This window comes from Parerythrobacter aurantius (assembly GCF_045291475.1).
GTDB classification, from domain to species: Bacteria; Pseudomonadota; Alphaproteobacteria; order Sphingomonadales; family Sphingomonadaceae; genus Parerythrobacter; species Parerythrobacter aurantius.
On the sequence record NZ_CP147985.1, the window covers coordinates 2,822,547 to 2,839,864 of the forward strand.

The 17,318-nt window shown below is 63.4% G+C and carries 16 protein-coding genes and 1 tRNA gene; 3 read left to right on the forward strand and 14 right to left on the reverse strand.

Annotated features, from left to right (window positions below):
- Window positions 1–5 precede the first annotated feature (5 nt).
- From rseP to pyrH, 6 genes are all read right to left on the reverse strand, one after another.
- On the reverse strand, window positions 6–1,142 hold the full coding sequence (gene rseP / locus WAB17_RS13990) for an RIP metalloprotease RseP (protein WP_435417953.1): 1,137 nt from the start codon (window positions 1,140–1,142) through the stop codon (window positions 6–8).
- A 1-nt stretch (window position 1,143) separates the two neighbouring features.
- Window positions 1,144–2,298, reverse strand: coding sequence for a 1-deoxy-D-xylulose-5-phosphate reductoisomerase (gene dxr / locus WAB17_RS13995; RefSeq protein ID WP_435417954.1), 1,155 nt, complete (start codon window positions 2,296–2,298; stop codon window positions 1,144–1,146).
- A 1-nt stretch (window position 2,299) separates the two neighbouring features.
- On the reverse strand, window positions 2,300–3,046 hold the full coding sequence (locus WAB17_RS14000; RefSeq protein WP_435417955.1) for a phosphatidate cytidylyltransferase: 747 nt from the start codon (window positions 3,044–3,046) through the stop codon (window positions 2,300–2,302).
- Window positions 3,033–3,674: a polyprenyl diphosphate synthase gene (gene uppS, locus WAB17_RS14005; RefSeq protein WP_435419397.1), complete on the reverse strand. Its 642-nt coding sequence runs from the start codon at window positions 3,672–3,674 to the stop codon at window positions 3,033–3,035. Before uppS ends, WAB17_RS14000 begins: the two co-directional genes overlap by 14 nt.
- A gap of 67 nt (window positions 3,675–3,741) precedes the next feature.
- The gene (frr, locus tag WAB17_RS14010) at window positions 3,742–4,299 is read right to left on the reverse strand and encodes a ribosome recycling factor (protein WP_435417956.1); all 558 of its coding nucleotides are present in this window, start codon (window positions 4,297–4,299) and stop codon (window positions 3,742–3,744) included.
- 3 nt (window positions 4,300–4,302) lie between these two features.
- Window positions 4,303–5,025 (reverse strand): UMP kinase, encoded by a 723-nt coding sequence (pyrH, locus tag WAB17_RS14015; protein WP_435417957.1) that lies wholly within the window; start codon window positions 5,023–5,025, stop codon window positions 4,303–4,305.
- Window positions 5,026–5,138: 113 nt separating this feature from the next.
- On the opposite strand from pyrH, the gene WAB17_RS14020 reads away from it, so the two are divergent.
- Window positions 5,139–6,206, forward strand: coding sequence for an MBL fold metallo-hydrolase (locus WAB17_RS14020; RefSeq protein WP_435417958.1), 1,068 nt, complete (start codon window positions 5,139–5,141; stop codon window positions 6,204–6,206).
- 73 nt (window positions 6,207–6,279) lie between these two features.
- Here WAB17_RS14020 and tsf read toward each other — a convergent pair whose 3' ends face one another.
- The 5 genes from tsf to WAB17_RS14045 form a co-directional block, all read right to left on the reverse strand.
- Entirely contained in the window at window positions 6,280–7,215 is a 936-nt protein-coding gene (gene tsf, locus WAB17_RS14025) for a translation elongation factor Ts (RefSeq protein ID WP_435417959.1), read from the reverse strand.
- 107 nt (window positions 7,216–7,322) lie between these two features.
- Window positions 7,323–8,063: a 30S ribosomal protein S2 gene (gene rpsB / locus WAB17_RS14030; protein ID WP_435417960.1), complete on the reverse strand. Its 741-nt coding sequence runs from the start codon at window positions 8,061–8,063 to the stop codon at window positions 7,323–7,325.
- A 537-nt stretch (window positions 8,064–8,600) separates the two neighbouring features.
- Complete coding sequence (locus WAB17_RS14035) at window positions 8,601–9,416, reverse strand: CDP-alcohol phosphatidyltransferase family protein (RefSeq protein ID WP_435417961.1); 816 nt, start codon at window positions 9,414–9,416, stop codon at window positions 8,601–8,603.
- Entirely contained in the window at window positions 9,413–10,162 is a 750-nt protein-coding gene (locus tag WAB17_RS14040; RefSeq protein WP_435417962.1) for a phosphatidylserine decarboxylase, read from the reverse strand. Before WAB17_RS14040 ends, WAB17_RS14035 begins: the two co-directional genes overlap by 4 nt.
- Window positions 10,163–10,201: 39 nt before the next feature.
- Window positions 10,202–11,332, reverse strand: coding sequence for a beta-ketoacyl-ACP synthase III (locus WAB17_RS14045; RefSeq protein WP_435417963.1), 1,131 nt, complete (start codon window positions 11,330–11,332; stop codon window positions 10,202–10,204).
- Window positions 11,333–11,433: 101 nt separating this feature from the next.
- Here WAB17_RS14045 and WAB17_RS14050 point away from each other — a divergent pair, with 101 nt between their 5' ends.
- Window positions 11,434–13,332 (forward strand): beta-galactosidase, encoded by a 1,899-nt coding sequence (locus WAB17_RS14050; RefSeq protein ID WP_435417964.1) that lies wholly within the window; start codon window positions 11,434–11,436, stop codon window positions 13,330–13,332.
- Window positions 13,333–13,340: 8 nt separating this feature from the next.
- Here WAB17_RS14050 and WAB17_RS14055 read toward each other — a convergent pair.
- Window positions 13,341–13,426: transfer RNA gene (locus WAB17_RS14055), tRNA-Tyr, on the reverse strand.
- A 142-nt stretch (window positions 13,427–13,568) separates the two neighbouring features.
- Here WAB17_RS14055 and rlmB point away from each other — a divergent pair.
- Complete coding sequence (gene rlmB / locus WAB17_RS14060; RefSeq protein ID WP_435417965.1) at window positions 13,569–14,351, forward strand: 23S rRNA (guanosine(2251)-2'-O)-methyltransferase RlmB; 783 nt, start codon at window positions 13,569–13,571, stop codon at window positions 14,349–14,351.
- 115 nt (window positions 14,352–14,466) lie between these two features.
- Here the strand turns inward: rlmB and WAB17_RS14065 are convergent, their stop codons facing one another.
- Window positions 14,467–14,739, reverse strand: coding sequence for an HU family DNA-binding protein (locus tag WAB17_RS14065; protein WP_435417966.1), 273 nt, complete (start codon window positions 14,737–14,739; stop codon window positions 14,467–14,469).
- 160 nt (window positions 14,740–14,899) lie between these two features.
- Window positions 14,900–17,296, reverse strand: a complete 2,397-nt coding sequence (gene lon, locus WAB17_RS14070; protein WP_435417967.1) for an endopeptidase La — start codon at window positions 17,294–17,296, stop codon at window positions 14,900–14,902.
- Between the last annotated feature and the right edge of the window lie 22 nt (window positions 17,297–17,318).

Below are 17,318 nucleotides of genomic sequence, written 5' to 3' on the forward strand. Positions count from 1 at the left end.
TACTATCACCCGAATGACGACAGGGAGACCAAGTCATTGAAAGTGACGAACAGCATCAACATGAGCACCAGGGCCATGCCGGTACGATACGCCAGCTCCATTCCGCGAGCGCCCACCGGCTTCCGACGGACCGCTTCCGCCGCGTAAAAAGCCAGGTGACCGCCGTCGAGGCCGGGAATTGGCAGGAGGTTGATGAATGCCAAGTTAAGCGAAATGAGCGCAGCGAAGTTGACGAACGATAGCCAGCCGAGACTGAGTTGCTCGCCCGAATATTTGGCGATCTTGACCGGTCCACCCAGTTCCTCGATCGAGCGCTGGCCGGTGACGATCTGCTTGATCCCGGTCACCATCATCTCGAACATCTTGCCGGTCTCGGTGACGGCCATGACCACGGCATCGACCGGTCCCTGCTTGACGAATTCCGTGTCGGCAGCCGCCGCCTGGATCCCGATCTGGCCGATCCGCGACGGGTTGCCAAAGCGATCCTTGACCTCGACGCTCTTGGTCCGCACCGCGAAATCGAGCAGGCGACCGTCGCGGTCGACGCGCACGTCCAGAACTTCGTCCGGATAAGCCATGACCGCCTGCTGCACGTCGAGCAGCTTTTCGACCCGCTCCCCCTCGATCGCGACGATCCGGTCGCCGATCTCGATCCCCGCCTGCTGCGCGGCCGAACCTTCCGGGAATGCGGCGATGGTAAGCTGCTCGGCGGCATCCTTGGCCACCGGGTGACCAATCGCCATGAAAAAGCCGGCGAAGATCGCCAGTGTCACGAGGATGTTCGCGACCGGGCCCGCCGCCACGATCATGGCGCGCCGGCCAAGGCTGGCGTGGTGGAAGCTGCCTTCCCGCTCCGCCTCGTCGGCGGCGGCGATGGCGTCACCGTCGGGAATGCTCGCGGGGTTCATGTCCCCCTTGAACTGGACATATCCGCCGAGCGGCAGCATCGACAGCCGCCAGCGGGTCCCGCGCCGGTCGGTTACGCCGATGATTTCCTTGCCGAAGCCGACCGAGAAAACGTCCGCCTTCACCCCGCACCAGCGGCCGACAAGGTAGTGGCCCAGCTCGTGCAAGGTAATCAGCGGCCCCAGCAAGAGCAGGAAGCCAAGGATGTACATCCAGAACGGCGGCGATTCGAGCATCTCAGGCAGTCTCCAGCAGCGCTGCGGTGCGCACCCGCGTCTCGCCGTCCAGCGCCAGCACCTCGTCGAGCGAGACCGGTACGGAGGATATGGCGGCTTCGTTGAGGATGCGTTCGACCAGTAGCGCGATGCGGGTGAACGGTATCTGACCGTCGAGGAAGGCTGCCACCGCCACCTCGTTCGCGGCGTTGAGCACGGCCGGGGCCGCGCCGCCCGCGGCTATCGCATCGCGGCATAACCGGGTTGCCGGAAAGACATCCTCGCGCGGAGCCTCAAAGGTTAGCTGGCCGATCGCCGGCAGGTCGAGCGGCGCCATGGGCGTATCCATCCGCCGCGGCCAGGCGAGGCAAGAGGCGATCGGCACCCGCATGTCGCTGGGGCCGAGCTGCGCCAGGATCGAGCCGTCGCGGTATTCGACCATCGAATGGATGATGCTCTGCGGATGGACCACGATCTCGATCCGGTCGAGCCCGACAGGGAAAAGGTGGTGCGCCTCGATAAGCTCCAGACCCTTGTTGAACATGGTCGCGGAATCGATCGTGATCTTCGCCCCCATGTCCCAGTTGGGGTGCTTGAGCGCCTGTTCGCGTGTAACGGTGACAAGCTGCTCGGCCGAATAGGTGCGAAACGGGCCACCACTGGCGGTCAGGATGATGCGGCGCACATCGGCGATATCGTTGCCGGCAAGACACTGGAAGATCGCGTTGTGTTCGGAATCGGTCGGCAGCAAGGTCGCGCCGTGCCTCGCCACCGCCGCCTTGAGAATCTCGCCGGCCGAGACCAGCGCTTCCTTGTTGGCGAGCGCGATCGTACCGCCCTGCTCGATCGCCGCCATGACCGGCCCCAGCCCGGCGCAACCGACGATAGCCGCCAGCGTGACATCGACCGGACGCGAGGCTGCCTCACACAGCGCGGCGCGACCTCCCACAGCTTCGATCCCGCTGCCCGCAAGTGCCTCGCGCAAATCCGGGAGGCAGGATTCGTCAGCGACCACGGCCACCCGCGCGTCGAATTCACGTGCCAGCGCGGCAAGTTCCTTCACATTGCAATTGGCCGTCAATGCCTCGACCCGCCAAGCCCCGCGATCCTGCCGGATCAGGTCGAGAGTCGAACTGCCGACCGAACCCGTGGCGCCGAGGATAGTGATGGACCGCATCTCACGCACCGAAATAGCGGAACAGGACGCCGATGACGATAGCGACCGGAAGCAGGCCGTCCACCCGGTCGAAAACGCCGCCATGGCCGGGAATGAGCTTCGACGAGTCCTTGACCCCGGCCTTTCGCTTGAGCCAGCTCTCGAAGAAGTCCCCGCACTGCGCGACGACCGCCAGTCCTGCCCCGATCGCCGCGATGGTCAGGAACTCGATACGGTTGTCCGACAGGATCTCCGAAACGGTCCCGAAGCCGCCGATGAAATAATAGACCGTCCCCAGTACCACGAGGAAGATGGCCGCCCCGATCATCCCTCCGAACAAGCCCGCCCAAGTCTTGGACGGACTGATCGTAGGCGCGATCTTCGGCCCTCCGATGCTGCGACCGGCGAAATAGGCAAAGACATCGGTGAAGACCACCGTGCCCACTGCCGCCCCGAAGAACAGCAGCGGCAATTGCAGCAGCATCCACACTGCAAGCCCAACGTAGAGCCCCCCGGCAAGAATCGCGGCCAGGCGGTACGGCACATTGGGCGTCGCCTTGACCACCAGGACGACGAATTCGGCCATGCACAGCAGACCGACGACCATCACCAGCCAATCGAGGTAAGGGTCGCTGAACCAGATTGCCGCCCCGAGGATTGCCAACATGACGATCGCCGAAGCCACGCGCACCGGCAGGTCGGACGTCCCTTTCGCCAGGCGGCCGACGGGCACGGCATTGCCGGTGTCGACACTCTCAACGTCCGCCAAAGCGTCTCTCCCGGTTGGCAAATTCATCGAGCGCCTGCGCCAGGTGCGCGGGCGTGAAATCGGGCCACAGAATATCGACGAACATCATCTCCGCATAGGCCGCCTGCCACAGCAGGAAATTCGACAGCCGCACTTCGCCGCTGGTGCGGATCAGCAGGTCAAGCGGCGGCAGGCCGGCCGAGAACAGGTTGGCCTCAATACTCTCCTGCGTGATCTCGCCGGCCACAGCGGCGGCCCTCGCCGCATGGACGATTTCCGCTTGCCCGCCGTAATTGAGCGCCACTGCGAGCGTGCGCGACCCCTTGGCGGTCTGCTCCAGCGCATCTTCAAGCATGGCGACGATATCGGGCGCCAGCGCGTGCCAGTCGCCCAGGATATGCAGCTTGATGTCGTTGGCGATGAATTCGGGCAGGTCGGATTTGATGAACTTGCGCATCAGATCCATCAGATCATCGACCTCTTCCTCGGGCCGTTTCCAGTTTTCCGAGCTGAAGGCATAAAGCGTGAGGCACTCGACCGGAGTATCCTTGAGCCCGCGCACCAGCTCGCGCACGGCCTCCACACCCTTGCGATGCCCCATCGCCCGCGGCAGGTGCTTGCGCTTGGCCCAGCGGCCGTTGCCATCCATGATGATGGCGACATGGCGGGCCTGTTGAGCGCCCTCGGTCACTGTCTTCCCCCGAATATCACGACGCTCACTGCGTCATGATTTCCTTTTCCTTAGCTTCGGCGGCGCTGTCGGTTTCGGCAACATACTTGTCCGTCAGCTTCTGGACCTCGTCCTCGGCACGCTTACGCTCGTCCTCGGAAATGTCCTTCTTCTTCTCGTCGTCCTTGAGCGCCTCGTTGGCGTCGCGGCGCACGTTGCGGATCGCGATCTTGGCCTTTTCGGCATATTGCCCGGCGAGCTTGGCCAGCTCCTTGCGGCGCTCCTCGGTCAGGTCGGGCAGCGGCAGGCGGATGGTTTGGCCGTCGATCATCGGGTTGAGGCCCAGGTTCGCCTTGGCGATCCCCTTCTCGACCGCGATCAGGTTCGACTTGTCCCACACCTGCACGCTCAGCATACGGGGCTCCGGGGCGGAGACGGTCGCGACCTGGTTGAGCGGCATCATCGAGCCATAGACCTCGCACACCACCGGATCGAGCAGGCTGGTGTTGGCGCGGCCCGTGCGCAGGCCGCCAAGGTCGCTCTTGAGCGCTTCGACCGCGCCCTTCATGCGGCGCTCGACGTCCGCCTTGTCATACTTCGGCATTGCTCAACCTTCCTTCTGCACTATCGTCTGGACGCCCTCGCCCGCCAGCACCCGCGCGAGGTTCCCCTTCTCGCGGATCGAGAATACCACGATGGGAATCTCGTTATCGCGGCACAGCGCCACGGCGGAGGCATCCATAACCCTGAGATTGTCAGCCAAGACCTTGTCGTAACTGACCGTATCGTAACGCTTTGCATTCGAGTTCTTCTTGGGATCGCTGTCATAGACCCCGTCGACGCTGGTACCTTTGAGTAGCGCGTCGCAGCGCATTTCCGCCGCGCGCAGGGCCGCGCCGCTATCGGTTGTGAAGTACGGCGCACCGACCCCTGCGGCAAAGATCACCACGCGGCCTTTTTCCAAGTGCCGCTCCGCCCGGCGGCGGATCACCGGCTCGCACACCTGGTCCATCTGCACCGCGCTCTGCACCCGGGTCTGGACGCCGATCTGTTCCAGCGCATTCTGCATCGCCAGCGCGTTCATCACCGTCGCCAGCATGCCCATGTAGTCGGCCTGTGCCCGGTCCATCCCCTGCGCCGCGCCCGCCATTCCGCGAAAAATATTCCCGCCGCCGATGACGAGGCAGATCTGCAAGCCGCGATCCTTCGCCGCCTTCACTTCCTTTGCCAGTTCCATGACGAAGGAAGGATCGATGCCAAACTGCTGATCCCCCATCAGGACTTCGCCCGAAAGCTTCAGGAGGATGCGTTTGGCGGACGAGAGCGGCATGGGCTGCGAGAATCCTTGCGATTGCTGGGTGGCGGTTCCCTTAGCGAGCAAGCTACAAGGGCGCAAAGGGAAAGGGTCTGCACGACCTGTGAACGAACGGGGGAGGCGGCGGGATGATACGCAAGCTGTTGTGGAGCGTGCTGGTGCTGTTGGTGCTGGCAGCCGGAACGGTAATGCTGTTCCAGCGCCAGATTGGCGAGACGCTGTTCGCACAGGTGGCGGCGAACCGTGTCGGCAGCGGCGGATTGCAGCTCGCCGAAGGGTTGCACCTAGTGCTGTGCGGCACCGGGTCGCCCCTGCCCAATCCCGACCGCGCCGGGCCGTGCAATCTCGTCATCGCGGGCGGGCAGTCTTTCGTCGTCGATATCGGCGAAGGCGGGGCGCGCAATCTCAACCGGATCGGGTTCGATATCGGATCGCTGGACGGGGTGCTGCTGACGCATTTCCATTCGGACCATATCGACGGCATGGGGCCGCTGGCGCTGTTCCACTGGACGCAAGGGAGCGCCAAGGCCCCGTTGCCGCTCCATGGTCCGCATGGCGTCGAACGCGTCGCCGAAGGGTTCAACGCGGCCTATGCCTTGGACCACGCCTATCGCGTCGCCCACCATGGTCCCAAGGTCGTCCCGCCGACAGGTGGCGGATTGCAGGCCATTCCCTTCACCATTGACGAAAATCCGGTGGTGGTGCTGGAACGTGACGGACTGAAAATCACCGCTTTCCTCGTCGATCACGATCCTGTGCGCCCGACAGTCGGATACCGGTTCGACTACAAGGGACGTTCGATCGTCATCAGCGGCGACACCGCCCGCACCGCATCGATGGAACGGGCCGCCAAAGGCGCCGACATCCTCGTCCACGATGCCCTGCAGCCGAAGCTGGTCGCCACACTGACCGATGCGCTGGCCAAGGGCGGGCAGGCGAACACGGCACAGATCACCCGTGACATCCTCGACTACCACGCCTCCCCCGAAGACGCGGCCATGAGCGCGCAAGTAGCGGGTGTGAAGCGACTGGTGCTGTCCCACCTCGTTCCGCCGATACCCAACGCTTTCTTCTACCCGGCCTTCCTTGGTGATGCGGGCAAGAACTTCGACGGCAAGATCACTGTAGGCGAAGACGGGATGGTGTTCTCGCTAGTGCCAAAGTCGGACGCAATCGAACTCGATTATCGTCTGTGACACACGAAAATGGCCGCCGAACCCCTGTCTTAACAGGAGCCCGGCGGCCCAATCCTGCGAAGCGATAACTCGCTTAGCCGGCGACCGCGGCGGCCACTTCGGCAGCGAAGTCGCTTTCTTCCTTCTCGATGCCTTCGCCGAGCTGGAAGCGGACATAGTCCTTGAGCACGATCGAGGTGCCCGCATCTTTGCCAGCCTTGGCGACGACTTCGGCGATCGGGGTCTTGTTATCCATCACGAAGACCTGGCTGAGGAGAGCGTTCTCCTTGGCGAACTTGCTGATCGCGCCGTCGACCATCTTGGCCTGCACTTCGGCGGGTTTGCCGCTTTCGGCAGCCTTTTCGGCGGCGATCTTGCGCTCGCGCTCGATCACTTCGGGGTCGAGGCCTTCCGCGTCGAGCGCCATCGGGAAAGCGGCGGCGATGTGCATCGCGAGCTGCTTGCCGAGCGGTTCCAGGACGTCGGCGCCGGCTTCGCTTTCGAGCGCGACGAGCACGCCGATCTTGCCAAGGTTCGGGGCTGCGGCGTTGTGCATGTAGGGCACGACGACGCCGTTCGAGACGGTGACGGTCTTCATGCGGCGGACCTGCTGGTTCTCGCCGATGGTGGCGACGTTGTCGGTCAGCTTTTCGACCACCGTGCCGCCATCGGGGTAGGCAGCGGCCTTGAGCGCGTCGACGTCATCGCCGTCGATGCCCATGGCAACGGCAGTGGTCTTGCGGACGAAATCCTGGAACTTGTCGTTCTTGGCGACAAAGTCGGTTTCCGAGTTGACTTCGACGGCCACGCCCCGAGCGCCCGAACCCGTGCCTTCGACGGCAACGCCGACGAGGCCTTCGGCCGCAGTACGGCTCGACTTCTTCTGTGCGGTCGCGAGGCCCTTGGCGCGCAGCGCGTCGATCGCGGCTTCGATGTCGCCATTGGTCGATTCGAGCGCCTTCTTGGCATCCATCATGCCCGCGCCGGTCTTCTCGCGGAGCTTCTTCACGTCAGCGGCGGTGAAAGCCATGATACAATTCCTTGGTGGTCCCCGGAGGGGATAATCTTGGGGGGAAAGCGCCCGGACCGAGCTTCGATCCGGGCCGCTGGAGCGGGTCTGTGTCGCTGCGGTGACGCTTACGCGTCAACAGCGTCCTCAACCGGCGGGTTTTCCATTTCGCCGACGTCGGCGCCGCGACCGCCGCTGCGCTTGGCAGCTTGGGCGAAAGCGTCGCAGTACAGGCGAACAGCACGAGCCGCGTCGTCATTGCCCGGAACCGGGAAGGCGATGCCGCTGGGATCCACGTTGCTGTCGAGGATGCCGACCACGGGAATGCCGAGGACGTTGGCTTCCTTGATCGCGAGGTCTTCCTTGTTGGCGTCGATCACGATCATCACGTCGGGCACGCCGCCCATGTCGCGGATGCCGCCGAGCGACAGCGTCAGCTTGTCACGTTCGCGGGTGAGGTTCAGGACTTCCTTCTTGGTCAAGCCCGAGGTGTCGCCCGAAAGCTGCTCTTCGAGCGTCTTGAGACGCTTGATCGAGCCCGAAATGGTCTTCCAGTTGGTGAGCATGCCGCCCAGCCAGCGGTGGTTGACGAAGTGCTGGCCCGAAGCGCGCGCGGCGTCGGCGATCGGCTCCTGCGCCTGACGCTTGGTACCGACGAACAGGACCTTGCCGCCAGCAGCAGCGGTCGAAGCGACGAAGTCGAGCGCACGCGCCATCAGCGGCACGGTCTGCGACAGGTCGATGATGTGGACACCGTTGCGCGCGCCGAAGATGTACGGCTTCATACGCGGGTTCCAGCGGTGGGTCTGGTGGCCGAAGTGAGCGCCGGCCTCGATCAGTTGCTGCATCGTGACGGTAGGAGCCGCCATAGTCATATTCCTTTCCGGTTGTGCCTCTGGAAAGCTGGAACCGTGCGGGTCGCCCGCTGCGGCACCGGTATGTGTGCTTTCCATGTGGATTTCCGCTGTCGGAAAGCGCGGAATGCCCTCGCCGACCAGTGGATGCGCGGCCCCTTAGAGGCGATCGTCAGAAAAATCCAGTACCAATTTGGCGCAGGAACACGACAACTCGTCGCGTTTCACGCTTGACAGGAGAGAACAAATAGAGAACACTCGGATTGTTCAGGACCCGGACAGCGTTTCGGTAGTTATCCCTGACATATCCACAGCCTGTCAACAGGGTTGCGGACAGTTCGAGAGACCATACCATGCTGACCATTGCGCTTGCTGTCACCTTTGCCGTTGCCGCCCTCGCTGCCATTTTGGTGCTGGCCGATTCATGGGTGCGCGCAACTTCGGTGTACCGTTCTCTCGTTTCCCAGCGTGCTAGCATCGCATCTGCCTCTACTGGCGGACGGGTGGTGAGCTTTTCGGTCTGGACCGCCGAACACGCGCCACGTCGGCGTTCTAGTCAGCAGGCCTTGCCGCTGCACGCTGCTGCTTGATGCGGCGATACCGCAGAAGGGAAAACGGTAGCAGCGAAAGATAGACGAGGCAGATCGCGGCGAGAGTCCACCACGGCTCTACCAGGAGGGCAGCAAAGACCAGCCCGAACACGAAGATCACTTCGAGCCGTATCGACCGGCGCGCCCGCATGGAATTCCAGCTGAACGTTGCCATGTTCGATATCATCAGGACGGCAATCAGTACCATCCACGGCCCGACCAGCAGGGGTTCGCGAAATATCTCCTCCCCCGTAGCCAGCCAGAGATAGACGGGAGTGAAGGCCAGGCCGGCGCCAGCCGGTGCCGGAACACCGGTCAGGAACCCTGCCGATTTGTGCGGCTGTTCGTCGACATCGATCTGGGCATTGAAACGGGCCAGCCGCAACGCGCAAGCGACTGCGAATGCGAGCGAAGCGAACCAGCCCAGCCGGGGCAAGTCCTGTAGCGACCACAGATACAGCATGATGGCAGGCGCCATCCCGAACGAAAGCGAATCCGCCAAGCTATCGAGTTCGGCGCCGAACCTGCTCTGCGCCTTCAACAGGCGCGCGATCCGGCCATCGATCCCGTCGAGCATACCGGCAATGACTATGGCCATCACGGCCGAGGCCCACTCGCCGGCAATCGCGAAACGGATGCCCGTGAGGCCGGCACACAAGGCGGCAACGGTAATTGCATTGGGAACCACTGCCCGCAACGCCAAGCCTCTGCCGTGTCCACGGACCGGAAGCTCGTCTTCGGCCGACTTGGGGCCAAGCCGGTCGCCCGCATCATTCACTGCGCGCAGCCTTCGAGAAGTTTCTGCTCGCCGACGCGTGCGAGGATCGTCTCTCCCGCTATGACCTTCTGCCCCAGGATCACGTTCGCCGAGGTTCCAGCCGGCAGGTAGACATCGACCCGGCTACCGAAGCGGATCAGCCCGACCCGCTGTCCGACGGCAAGGATGTCACCCTGCTTGACGAAGGGAACGATCCGGCGGGCGATGAGCCCGGCGATCTGGGTGAACCCTATCTGCAGCCCATCAGCCCGGGTCACGAGCAGGTACTGCCGCTCGTTCTCCTCGCTCGCCTTGTCGAGATCGGCGTTGAGGAACTTGCCCGGAACATAGACCAGTCGGCTGACCTGCCCGGGAATCGGCGAACGATTGATGTGGACGTCGAACACGCTCATGAAAATCGATACGCGCGTAACCGGAGCTGTTCCCAGCCCCGGATTTCCGGCAGCGTCAGGCGCAGCCAGCTCCGGCGGAGGGACAACTTCGCTGATCAGCGAAACAAGCCCGTCTGCCGGTGAAACTATGGCACCTTCTTCCTGCGGCACCACGCGTTCGGGATCGCGGAAGAATGCCAGCACCCCTAGCGTCAGGAAAGCCAGCGGCCAGGCGATGGTCTCCCATGCGAAAAGCGCCGTTAGAAGCGAGACGACCGCAACCACCAGGCCATATTTGCGGCCTTCAGGATGGATAGTGGGCCAGCTCCAGCCCGCCTCGCCGCGACCCTTGTTGTCGAGCAGTTCATTTGCCATGGCATGTCACCTAGGGACGGGAGTTGTAACCAGCAAGCCCTAGGCGGACTTGCGCACGAATACCGCACCTGCCGAATAGCCGGCACCGAAGCTGCAGATCAGTCCCGTATCGCCACCGGCCAGGTCTTGCGAATGCTTGTGGAAAGCGATGATCGACCCCGCGCTCGACGTATTGGCATAGGTGTCGAGGACAGTCGGACTTTCGTCTTCGGTCGCCTCGTGGCCCAGCACACGCTGTGCAATGAGCCGGTTCATTGCGGCATTGGCCTGATGCAGCCACAACCGCCGCAGCGACTGCGGGTCGATACCGAGCCTGGCCGATTCCTCGACGATCATCTGCGCCACCATCGGCACCACTTCCTTGAACACCTTGCGTCCTTCCTGGACGAAAAGCTTGTCGGGCGCGCCGATCGTCTCGGGCGTAGCGCGGTTCAGGAAACCGAAGTTGTTGCGGATATTGTTGGAGAACACGGTTTTAAGTTTGGTGCCGAGGATGTCCCAGTGACACGCCGGCGCGATGGAGGAGTCCTCCACCAGTACCGCCGTCGCGACGTCGCCGAAAATGAAATGACTGTCCCGGTCGCGCCAGTTGAGATGGCCCGAAGTTATCTCCGGGCTCACCACCAGCACCCTCCGCGCGTTACCGGCCCTGATATAGTCGGCGGCGGTCTGGATTCCAAACGTGGCGGAGGAACAGGCCACATTCATGTCGAAACCGAAGCCATCGATCCCCAGGGCTTGCTGGATCTCGATCGCCATGGCCGGATAGGGCCGCTCCATGTTGGACGCGGCGCACAGGACGGCATCGACATCAGCCGCATCGCGACCGGCCCGTTCCAGCGCCTCGCGGCAGGCCGCCACGCCGATTTCAGCCATCAGCGACAATTCGTCGTTGCTCCGTGGCCGATGCCGGGGCTCCATGATGGCGGGGTCGACAATCGGCGTCTTGCCCATCACGAAGCGCGACTTGATACCGCTCGCCTTCTCGATGAACTCGACCGAGCTATGGGCCAGCGGCTCCATGGCACCTTCCGCGATCGCGTCGGCGTGCTGTGCATTGTGCCGGTCGACATAAGCATTGAATGCCGCGACAAGCTCTTCATTGGTGATCGTTTCCGCCGGCGTATAAAGGCCGGTAGCGGAGATCACAGGACGACCTGTTGTTTCCATGCGCGCCTGACTAGTTGCGAGGGTTGCTGCCGACAAGCGATTCTCTCGCCGCGGCGGCGAGCATGGCGTGCGGGATGCAGCAGCGTGGGGGACCTAGACCGATGAAGCTTGGCGTTTGCTACTATCCCGAACACTGGCCCGAGGAGCGCTGGGAGGTCGACGCCCGCATGATGCGGGAAACGGGGCTGCAACGCGTGCGGATCGGCGAGTTCGCCTGGAGCCGCATCGAACCCGAACCCGGCCGTTTCGACTGGGGCTGGCTCGATCGCGCAATCGATACGCTGGCGTCGGCGGGACTGGAAATCATCCTGGGGACACCCACCGCGACCCCGCCGAAATGGCTCGTCGACCGGATGCCCGACATGGTCGCCATCGATTTGAACGGACGCCCGCGAAAGTTCGGATCGCGGCGCCACTATTGCTTCAGCCACCAGGGTTATCGCGACGAGTCAGCCCGGATTACCCGCGCGGTCGCGGAACGATACGGCCGGCATCCCGCTGTCGTTAGTTGGCAGACCGACAATGAATACGGGTGTCACGATACCGTTCAGAGCTTTTCCCCGTCCGCGCGCGATGCCTTCCGTGTCTGGCTGGCCCAGCGATACGGTACCATCGAGGCGCTCAATAGGGCTTGGGGGAACGTCTTCTGGAGCATGGAGTACCGAACCTTCGACGAGATAGATTTGCCCAACCTGACTGTGACCGAAGCCAATCCCTCGCACTGGCTGGCATTCCGGCGGTTCTCATCAGACCAGGTGCTTGCATTCAATGCCCTCCAGGTTTCGATCCTGCGCGAGTTGTCGCCGGGAAGAGACATCACCCACAATGCCATGGGGTTCTACACCGGCTACGATCATTTTGCTCTCGGCGCGCAGATCGATGTTCTGGGCTGGGACAGCTATCCGCTCGGCTTTCTGGAGCAGTTCCGTTTTTCGGACGCGGACAAGATCGCCTACGCCCGCACCGGTCATCCCGATATCGCCGCATTCCACCATGACCTATATCGCGGCTGCGCCGGGAACGAGCGGTGGAGCGTGCTGGAACAGCAGCCCGGCCCGGTCAACTGGGCGAGCCACAATCCTGCCCCGCTCGACGGCATGGTGGAACTGTGGACGATGGAGGCCGCAGCGCACGGGGCCGAAATGCTGTGCTATTTCCGTTGGCGACAGGCTCCCTTTGCTCAGGAGCAGATGCACGCAGGGCTATTACGCCCCGATGCTGCGCCTGCGCCGGCACTGGCCGAGGCGCGCAGAGCCGCCGCTGCCATCCAGTCGCTCGGCGATACCGGCACCCTGATCAAACAGGCCGCCATCGTGTTCGCCTATGATGCTGAATGGATCACGCAGATCCAGCCGCAAGGCGATGGGCTGAGCGCGCTGTGGGCGGCGTTCGAATGCTATCGGGCATTGCGGGCGCGCGGGCTGAATGTCGATTTCGTGGCGCCGGGCGATTCGCTGGAGGGTTACGGGCTTGTCGCCCTTCCCTGCCTTCCCTTCGTTCCGGACGACGCGCTCGCCGCCCTTGAAGGCTGCACTGCCGAGATCATCATCGGCCCCCGAACCGGCAGCAAGACCGCCGATCTGACGATTCCCGACAGGCTCGCACCCGGAGTGCTGCGTGATCTTGCGGGCGTGACGGTCGTTCGTAGCGAGAGCCTGCGTCCGGGTTTGCACCACGCCGGTCCGGAATTCTCGCTCACCCGCTGGCTGGATCATGTCGAGGGACCTGCTTCGGCCGACCTGTTGTGCGGTGACGGAACAGTCGCGTGCTGGAAGCACGGGCGGGTTCGCTACCTCGCCGGTTGGCCCGTAGGTTCGCTGATCGACAAGGTCGTAGAAAGGGCGCTGACGGATGCCGGTCGGTGCGAGCCGCGCCTGGAACCGGGACTGCGGCGGGTAGCGACCACCAAGGGTGACTTCTGGTTCAATTACGGCCCGGATACTGCGGTCGTTCACGGAATCAGGCTGGCACGCGCGCAGTGGACTTTCGTCGAACACTAGGGATGCGGTGGTGGACAGGGACGGATTCGAACCATCGTACGCTTGCGCGGGCAGATTTACAGTCTGCTGCCTTTAACCACTCGGCCACCTGTCCACATCGCATCGTTTTCGCGAGGAAATCGGGGACCTGTGAGGGGCCCCGCTTGCCGAGAGGCGCCCCTTTGGCGAAGCGGCGCTTGCCTGTCAATGGGGCCACTGGCAGGGCGAGACAAAGAATCGCGCAGCAGGAAACGACAATGAGCAAGCTTGAACGAAAGAAGGCCATGCGCGGGCGCGCGGGCAGAATGCAGGGCGGACGCGGGAGCGGGCGCCATGCCGCAAATACGGTGCGGCTGTGGGGCCGTCACGCCGTCGAAGCGGCGCTGATGAACCCTGCCCGCTCACACCGCAAGCTGTGGGCCACGCGTGAAGGCATTGCTTCACTCGACGGCGATCTGCCAGCAGATTTCCCCGTCGAATACGCCGATGTCGCCGACCTCGCACGGCTGGTAGCGCGCGACGCGCCCCACCAGGGGCTCGTGCTGGAATGCGAGCCGCTCGCAGATGTCTATCTCGACGACGTGCTGGATGAAGAGCGGCCCGTCGTTATCCTCGACCAGGTGACCGACCCCCATAATGTGGGCGCCATTCTCCGCTCGGCCGCGGCCTTCGATGCAGCGGCAATCGTCACACAGGATCGCCATGCACCGCCGGAATCGGGTGTCGTCGCGAAGTCGGCGTCCGGCGCGCTCGAACGAGTCCCCTGGGTCCGTGTCGTCAACCTGGCCCGCACACTGGAGGCACTGGCAGAGCGTGGCTACTGGCGAATCGGCCTCACCGGGCACGCCGATGCGACCCTGGCCGAGGCACTTCCCACGGGACCGGTGGCGCTCGTGCTTGGTGCCGAGGGTGAAGGCATGCGGCACAATATCGAGGCGCATTGCGATGCCCTCGCCCGTCTCCCGATCAGCGATGCGATCGAAAGCCTGAACGTCTCCAACGCCGCAGCGATTGCTCTCTACGCCGTCGCGACACGCTGAGGGTGCCCGCGCCCGCCGGACACCGAGCCGCACCGGTAGCCGCAAACGAAAGCCCCGCCGAAAACGGATCGGCGGGGCCTTGCTCTCTACCGGAAGTTGATACCCGGGACTGGGCCTAGTTGACGGAGTCCTTGAGGACCTTGCCCGCCTTGAACTTGGGCTGGTTCGACGACTTGATCGGCATCGGTTCGCCCGTTCGCGGGTTCCGCCCCATGGAGGCCTTGCGCTTCGCAACCGAGAATGTCCCGAACCCGACCAGCCGCACCTCATCCCCGTTGGACAAGGCCCGGGTGATGGAATCGAAAACGCCTTCTACGGCGCTCGAGGCGTCGCTCTTGGAAAGCCCACTGGCTTCAGCGACAGCGCTGATCAGGTCATTCTTGTTCATTGTTGGACAACCCCCTCGATCGAATTTCGGTTTTGGGCGTGAATCGCCTCGTGCAAGGTGCGATACTTCACAGGTTTTTGCGGGGGCTGTCCAGCCGCTTGTGTGCCGAACAGGCCCGGTTCGCCGCAAATGCGCAAAGCGGACCTGTTACGGGACAGTTTCAATGTGCCGTTGGCGTCGGTGATCCTCCTGCTTCGTTCGCTGCGGGCTGGCTGGCAAGGTCATCGGTGTCGCTCCACTCGATCTCTTCCAGCGGCTGCACCAGTGCCCGTTCAAGCACCTGGTCCACATGCGCAACCGGCACGATTTCCAGCCCTTCCTTGATGTTGGTCGGCAGCTCGGCAAGGTCCTTCACGTTCTCCTCGGGGATCAGCACGGTCTTGATGCCCCCGCGCAGGGCGGCGAGCAGCTTTTCCTTCAGGCCGCCGATCGCCAGCACCCGCCCGCGCAAGGTAACCTCTCCGGTCATCGCCACATCGGGGCGCACAGCGATCCCGGTGAGGGTTGAGACGATCGAGGTGACCATGCCGATCCCCGCGCTCGGACCGTCCTTGGGCACCGCACCTTCGGGCAGGTGGATGTGCACGTTCTTGCGGCCGATCAGGCTCGGCTTAATGCCATAGGCCGGCGCCCTCGCCTTGACGAAGCTGAAAGCCGCCTGCACGCTCTCGTTCATCACCTGGCCCAGTTTGCCGGTGGTCTTGATCTCGCCCTTGCCCGGCGTCGTCACGCTTTCGATGGTGAGCAGCTCGCCGCCGACCGAAGTCCAGGCGAGCCCCGTCACCGCGCCGACCTGCGCTTCCAATTCGCTGACGCCGTGCTTGAACTTCCGCACTCCGGCGAAATCGACGAGGTTTTCCGGCGTGATGGTGACGCTGTCGACCTGCTTCTCGAGAATCTTGCGCAGGCTCTTGCGCGCCAGGCGGGCGATCTCGCGCTCCAGCGTGCGGACCCCGGCCTCACGGGTATAGTAGCGGATAAGGTCGCGCAGGCCCTCTTCCGTCAATTCGAATTCGCCCTTCTTGAGGCCATGCGCCTTGACCTGCTTTTCGATCAGGTGGCGCTGGGCGATTTCGACTTTCTCGTCCTCGGTATAGCCTTCGAGCCGGATGATCTCCATCCGGTCCAGCAGCGGCTGCGGCAGGTTGAGGCTGTTCGCCGTGCAGACGAACATCACGTCAGACAGGTCGAAATCAAGCTCGAGATAGTGGTCCTGGAACTTGGCGTTCTGTTCCGGGTCGAGCACTTCGAGCAGGGCCGATGCCGGATCGCCGCGGAAGTCCTGGCCGAGCTTGTCGATCTCGTCGAGCAGGAATAGCGGGTTGCTGGTTCCGGCCTTCTTGAGGTTGGTAACGATCTTGCCCGGTAGCGAGCCGATATAGGTGCGCCGGTGGCCGCGGATTTCGGCTTCGTCGCGCACGCCGCCGAGCGACTGGCGAATGAACTCGCGCCCAGTCGCCTTGGCAATCGACTTGCCGAGCGAAGTCTTGCCCACGCCAGGAGGGCCAACGAGGCACAGGATCGGCCCCTTCAGTTTGTTGGTGCGCGCCTGCACCGCGAGATATTCGACGATGCGGTCCTTGACCTTTTCCAGCGCATAGTGATCCGCGTCGAGCACTTCCTGCGCCTTGGCGATATCGCGCTTCAGCTTCGACTTCTTGCCCCACGGCAGGCCAAGCAGCACATCGAGGTAGTTGCGGATGACGGTCGCTTCCGCACTCATCGGCTGCATGCTGCGCAGCTTCTTGAGTTCGCTGGTCGCTTTCGCCCTCGCCTCGTTCGACAGCTTGGTCTTTTCGATCTTCTCGGCAAGTTCGGCGAGCTCGTCGCCATCCTCGCCGTCGGCTCCGCCCAGTTCGGACTGGATCGCCTTCAGTTGCTCGTTGAGGTAATATTCCCGCTGGGTCTTCTCCATCTGCCGCTTCACGCGGCCGCGGATCTTCTTTTCGACCTGCAAGACCGACAATTCGCCGTCCATGTAGGACAGGACCATCTCCAACCGCTTGCGCGGATCGCTTTCCGCCAGCAGCGCCTGCTTGTCCGAGACCTTCACGCTGATGGCCGCAGCAATGGCATCCGCCAGCTGGCCCGCATCGTCGATCTCCTGAAGATCGTCGCCGGCCCCGTCGCCAAGCCGCTTGTTGAGTTTGGCGTAATCGGTAAACTGTTCCAGCACAGATCGCATCAGCGCCGTGATCTCGCTGCCCGAAACCGTCTCGGTAACGATCGCTTCGACCTCGGCGGTTACGAACTGCCCTTCGTTGCGTAGCGCCTCGAGCTTGGCGCGCCGAGCACCTTCGACAAGCACCCGAACCGTTCCGTCGGGCAGCTTCAGCATCTGCAACACCTGCGCCACAACGCCGATCTCGTGCAGCTCGTCCCGGTCAGGGTCATCGGTCCCGGGATCCCGCTGGGCGAGCAGGAAAATGTCCTTGTCGGACTCCATGGCTGCCTCGAGCGCCGCGACAGATTTATCGCGACCGACGAACAGCGGCACGACCATGCCGGGGAACACGACGATATCGCGCAAGGGAAGGAGAGGGTAAAGCTGGGTCATATCAATTCCGGGGCGGCCATTG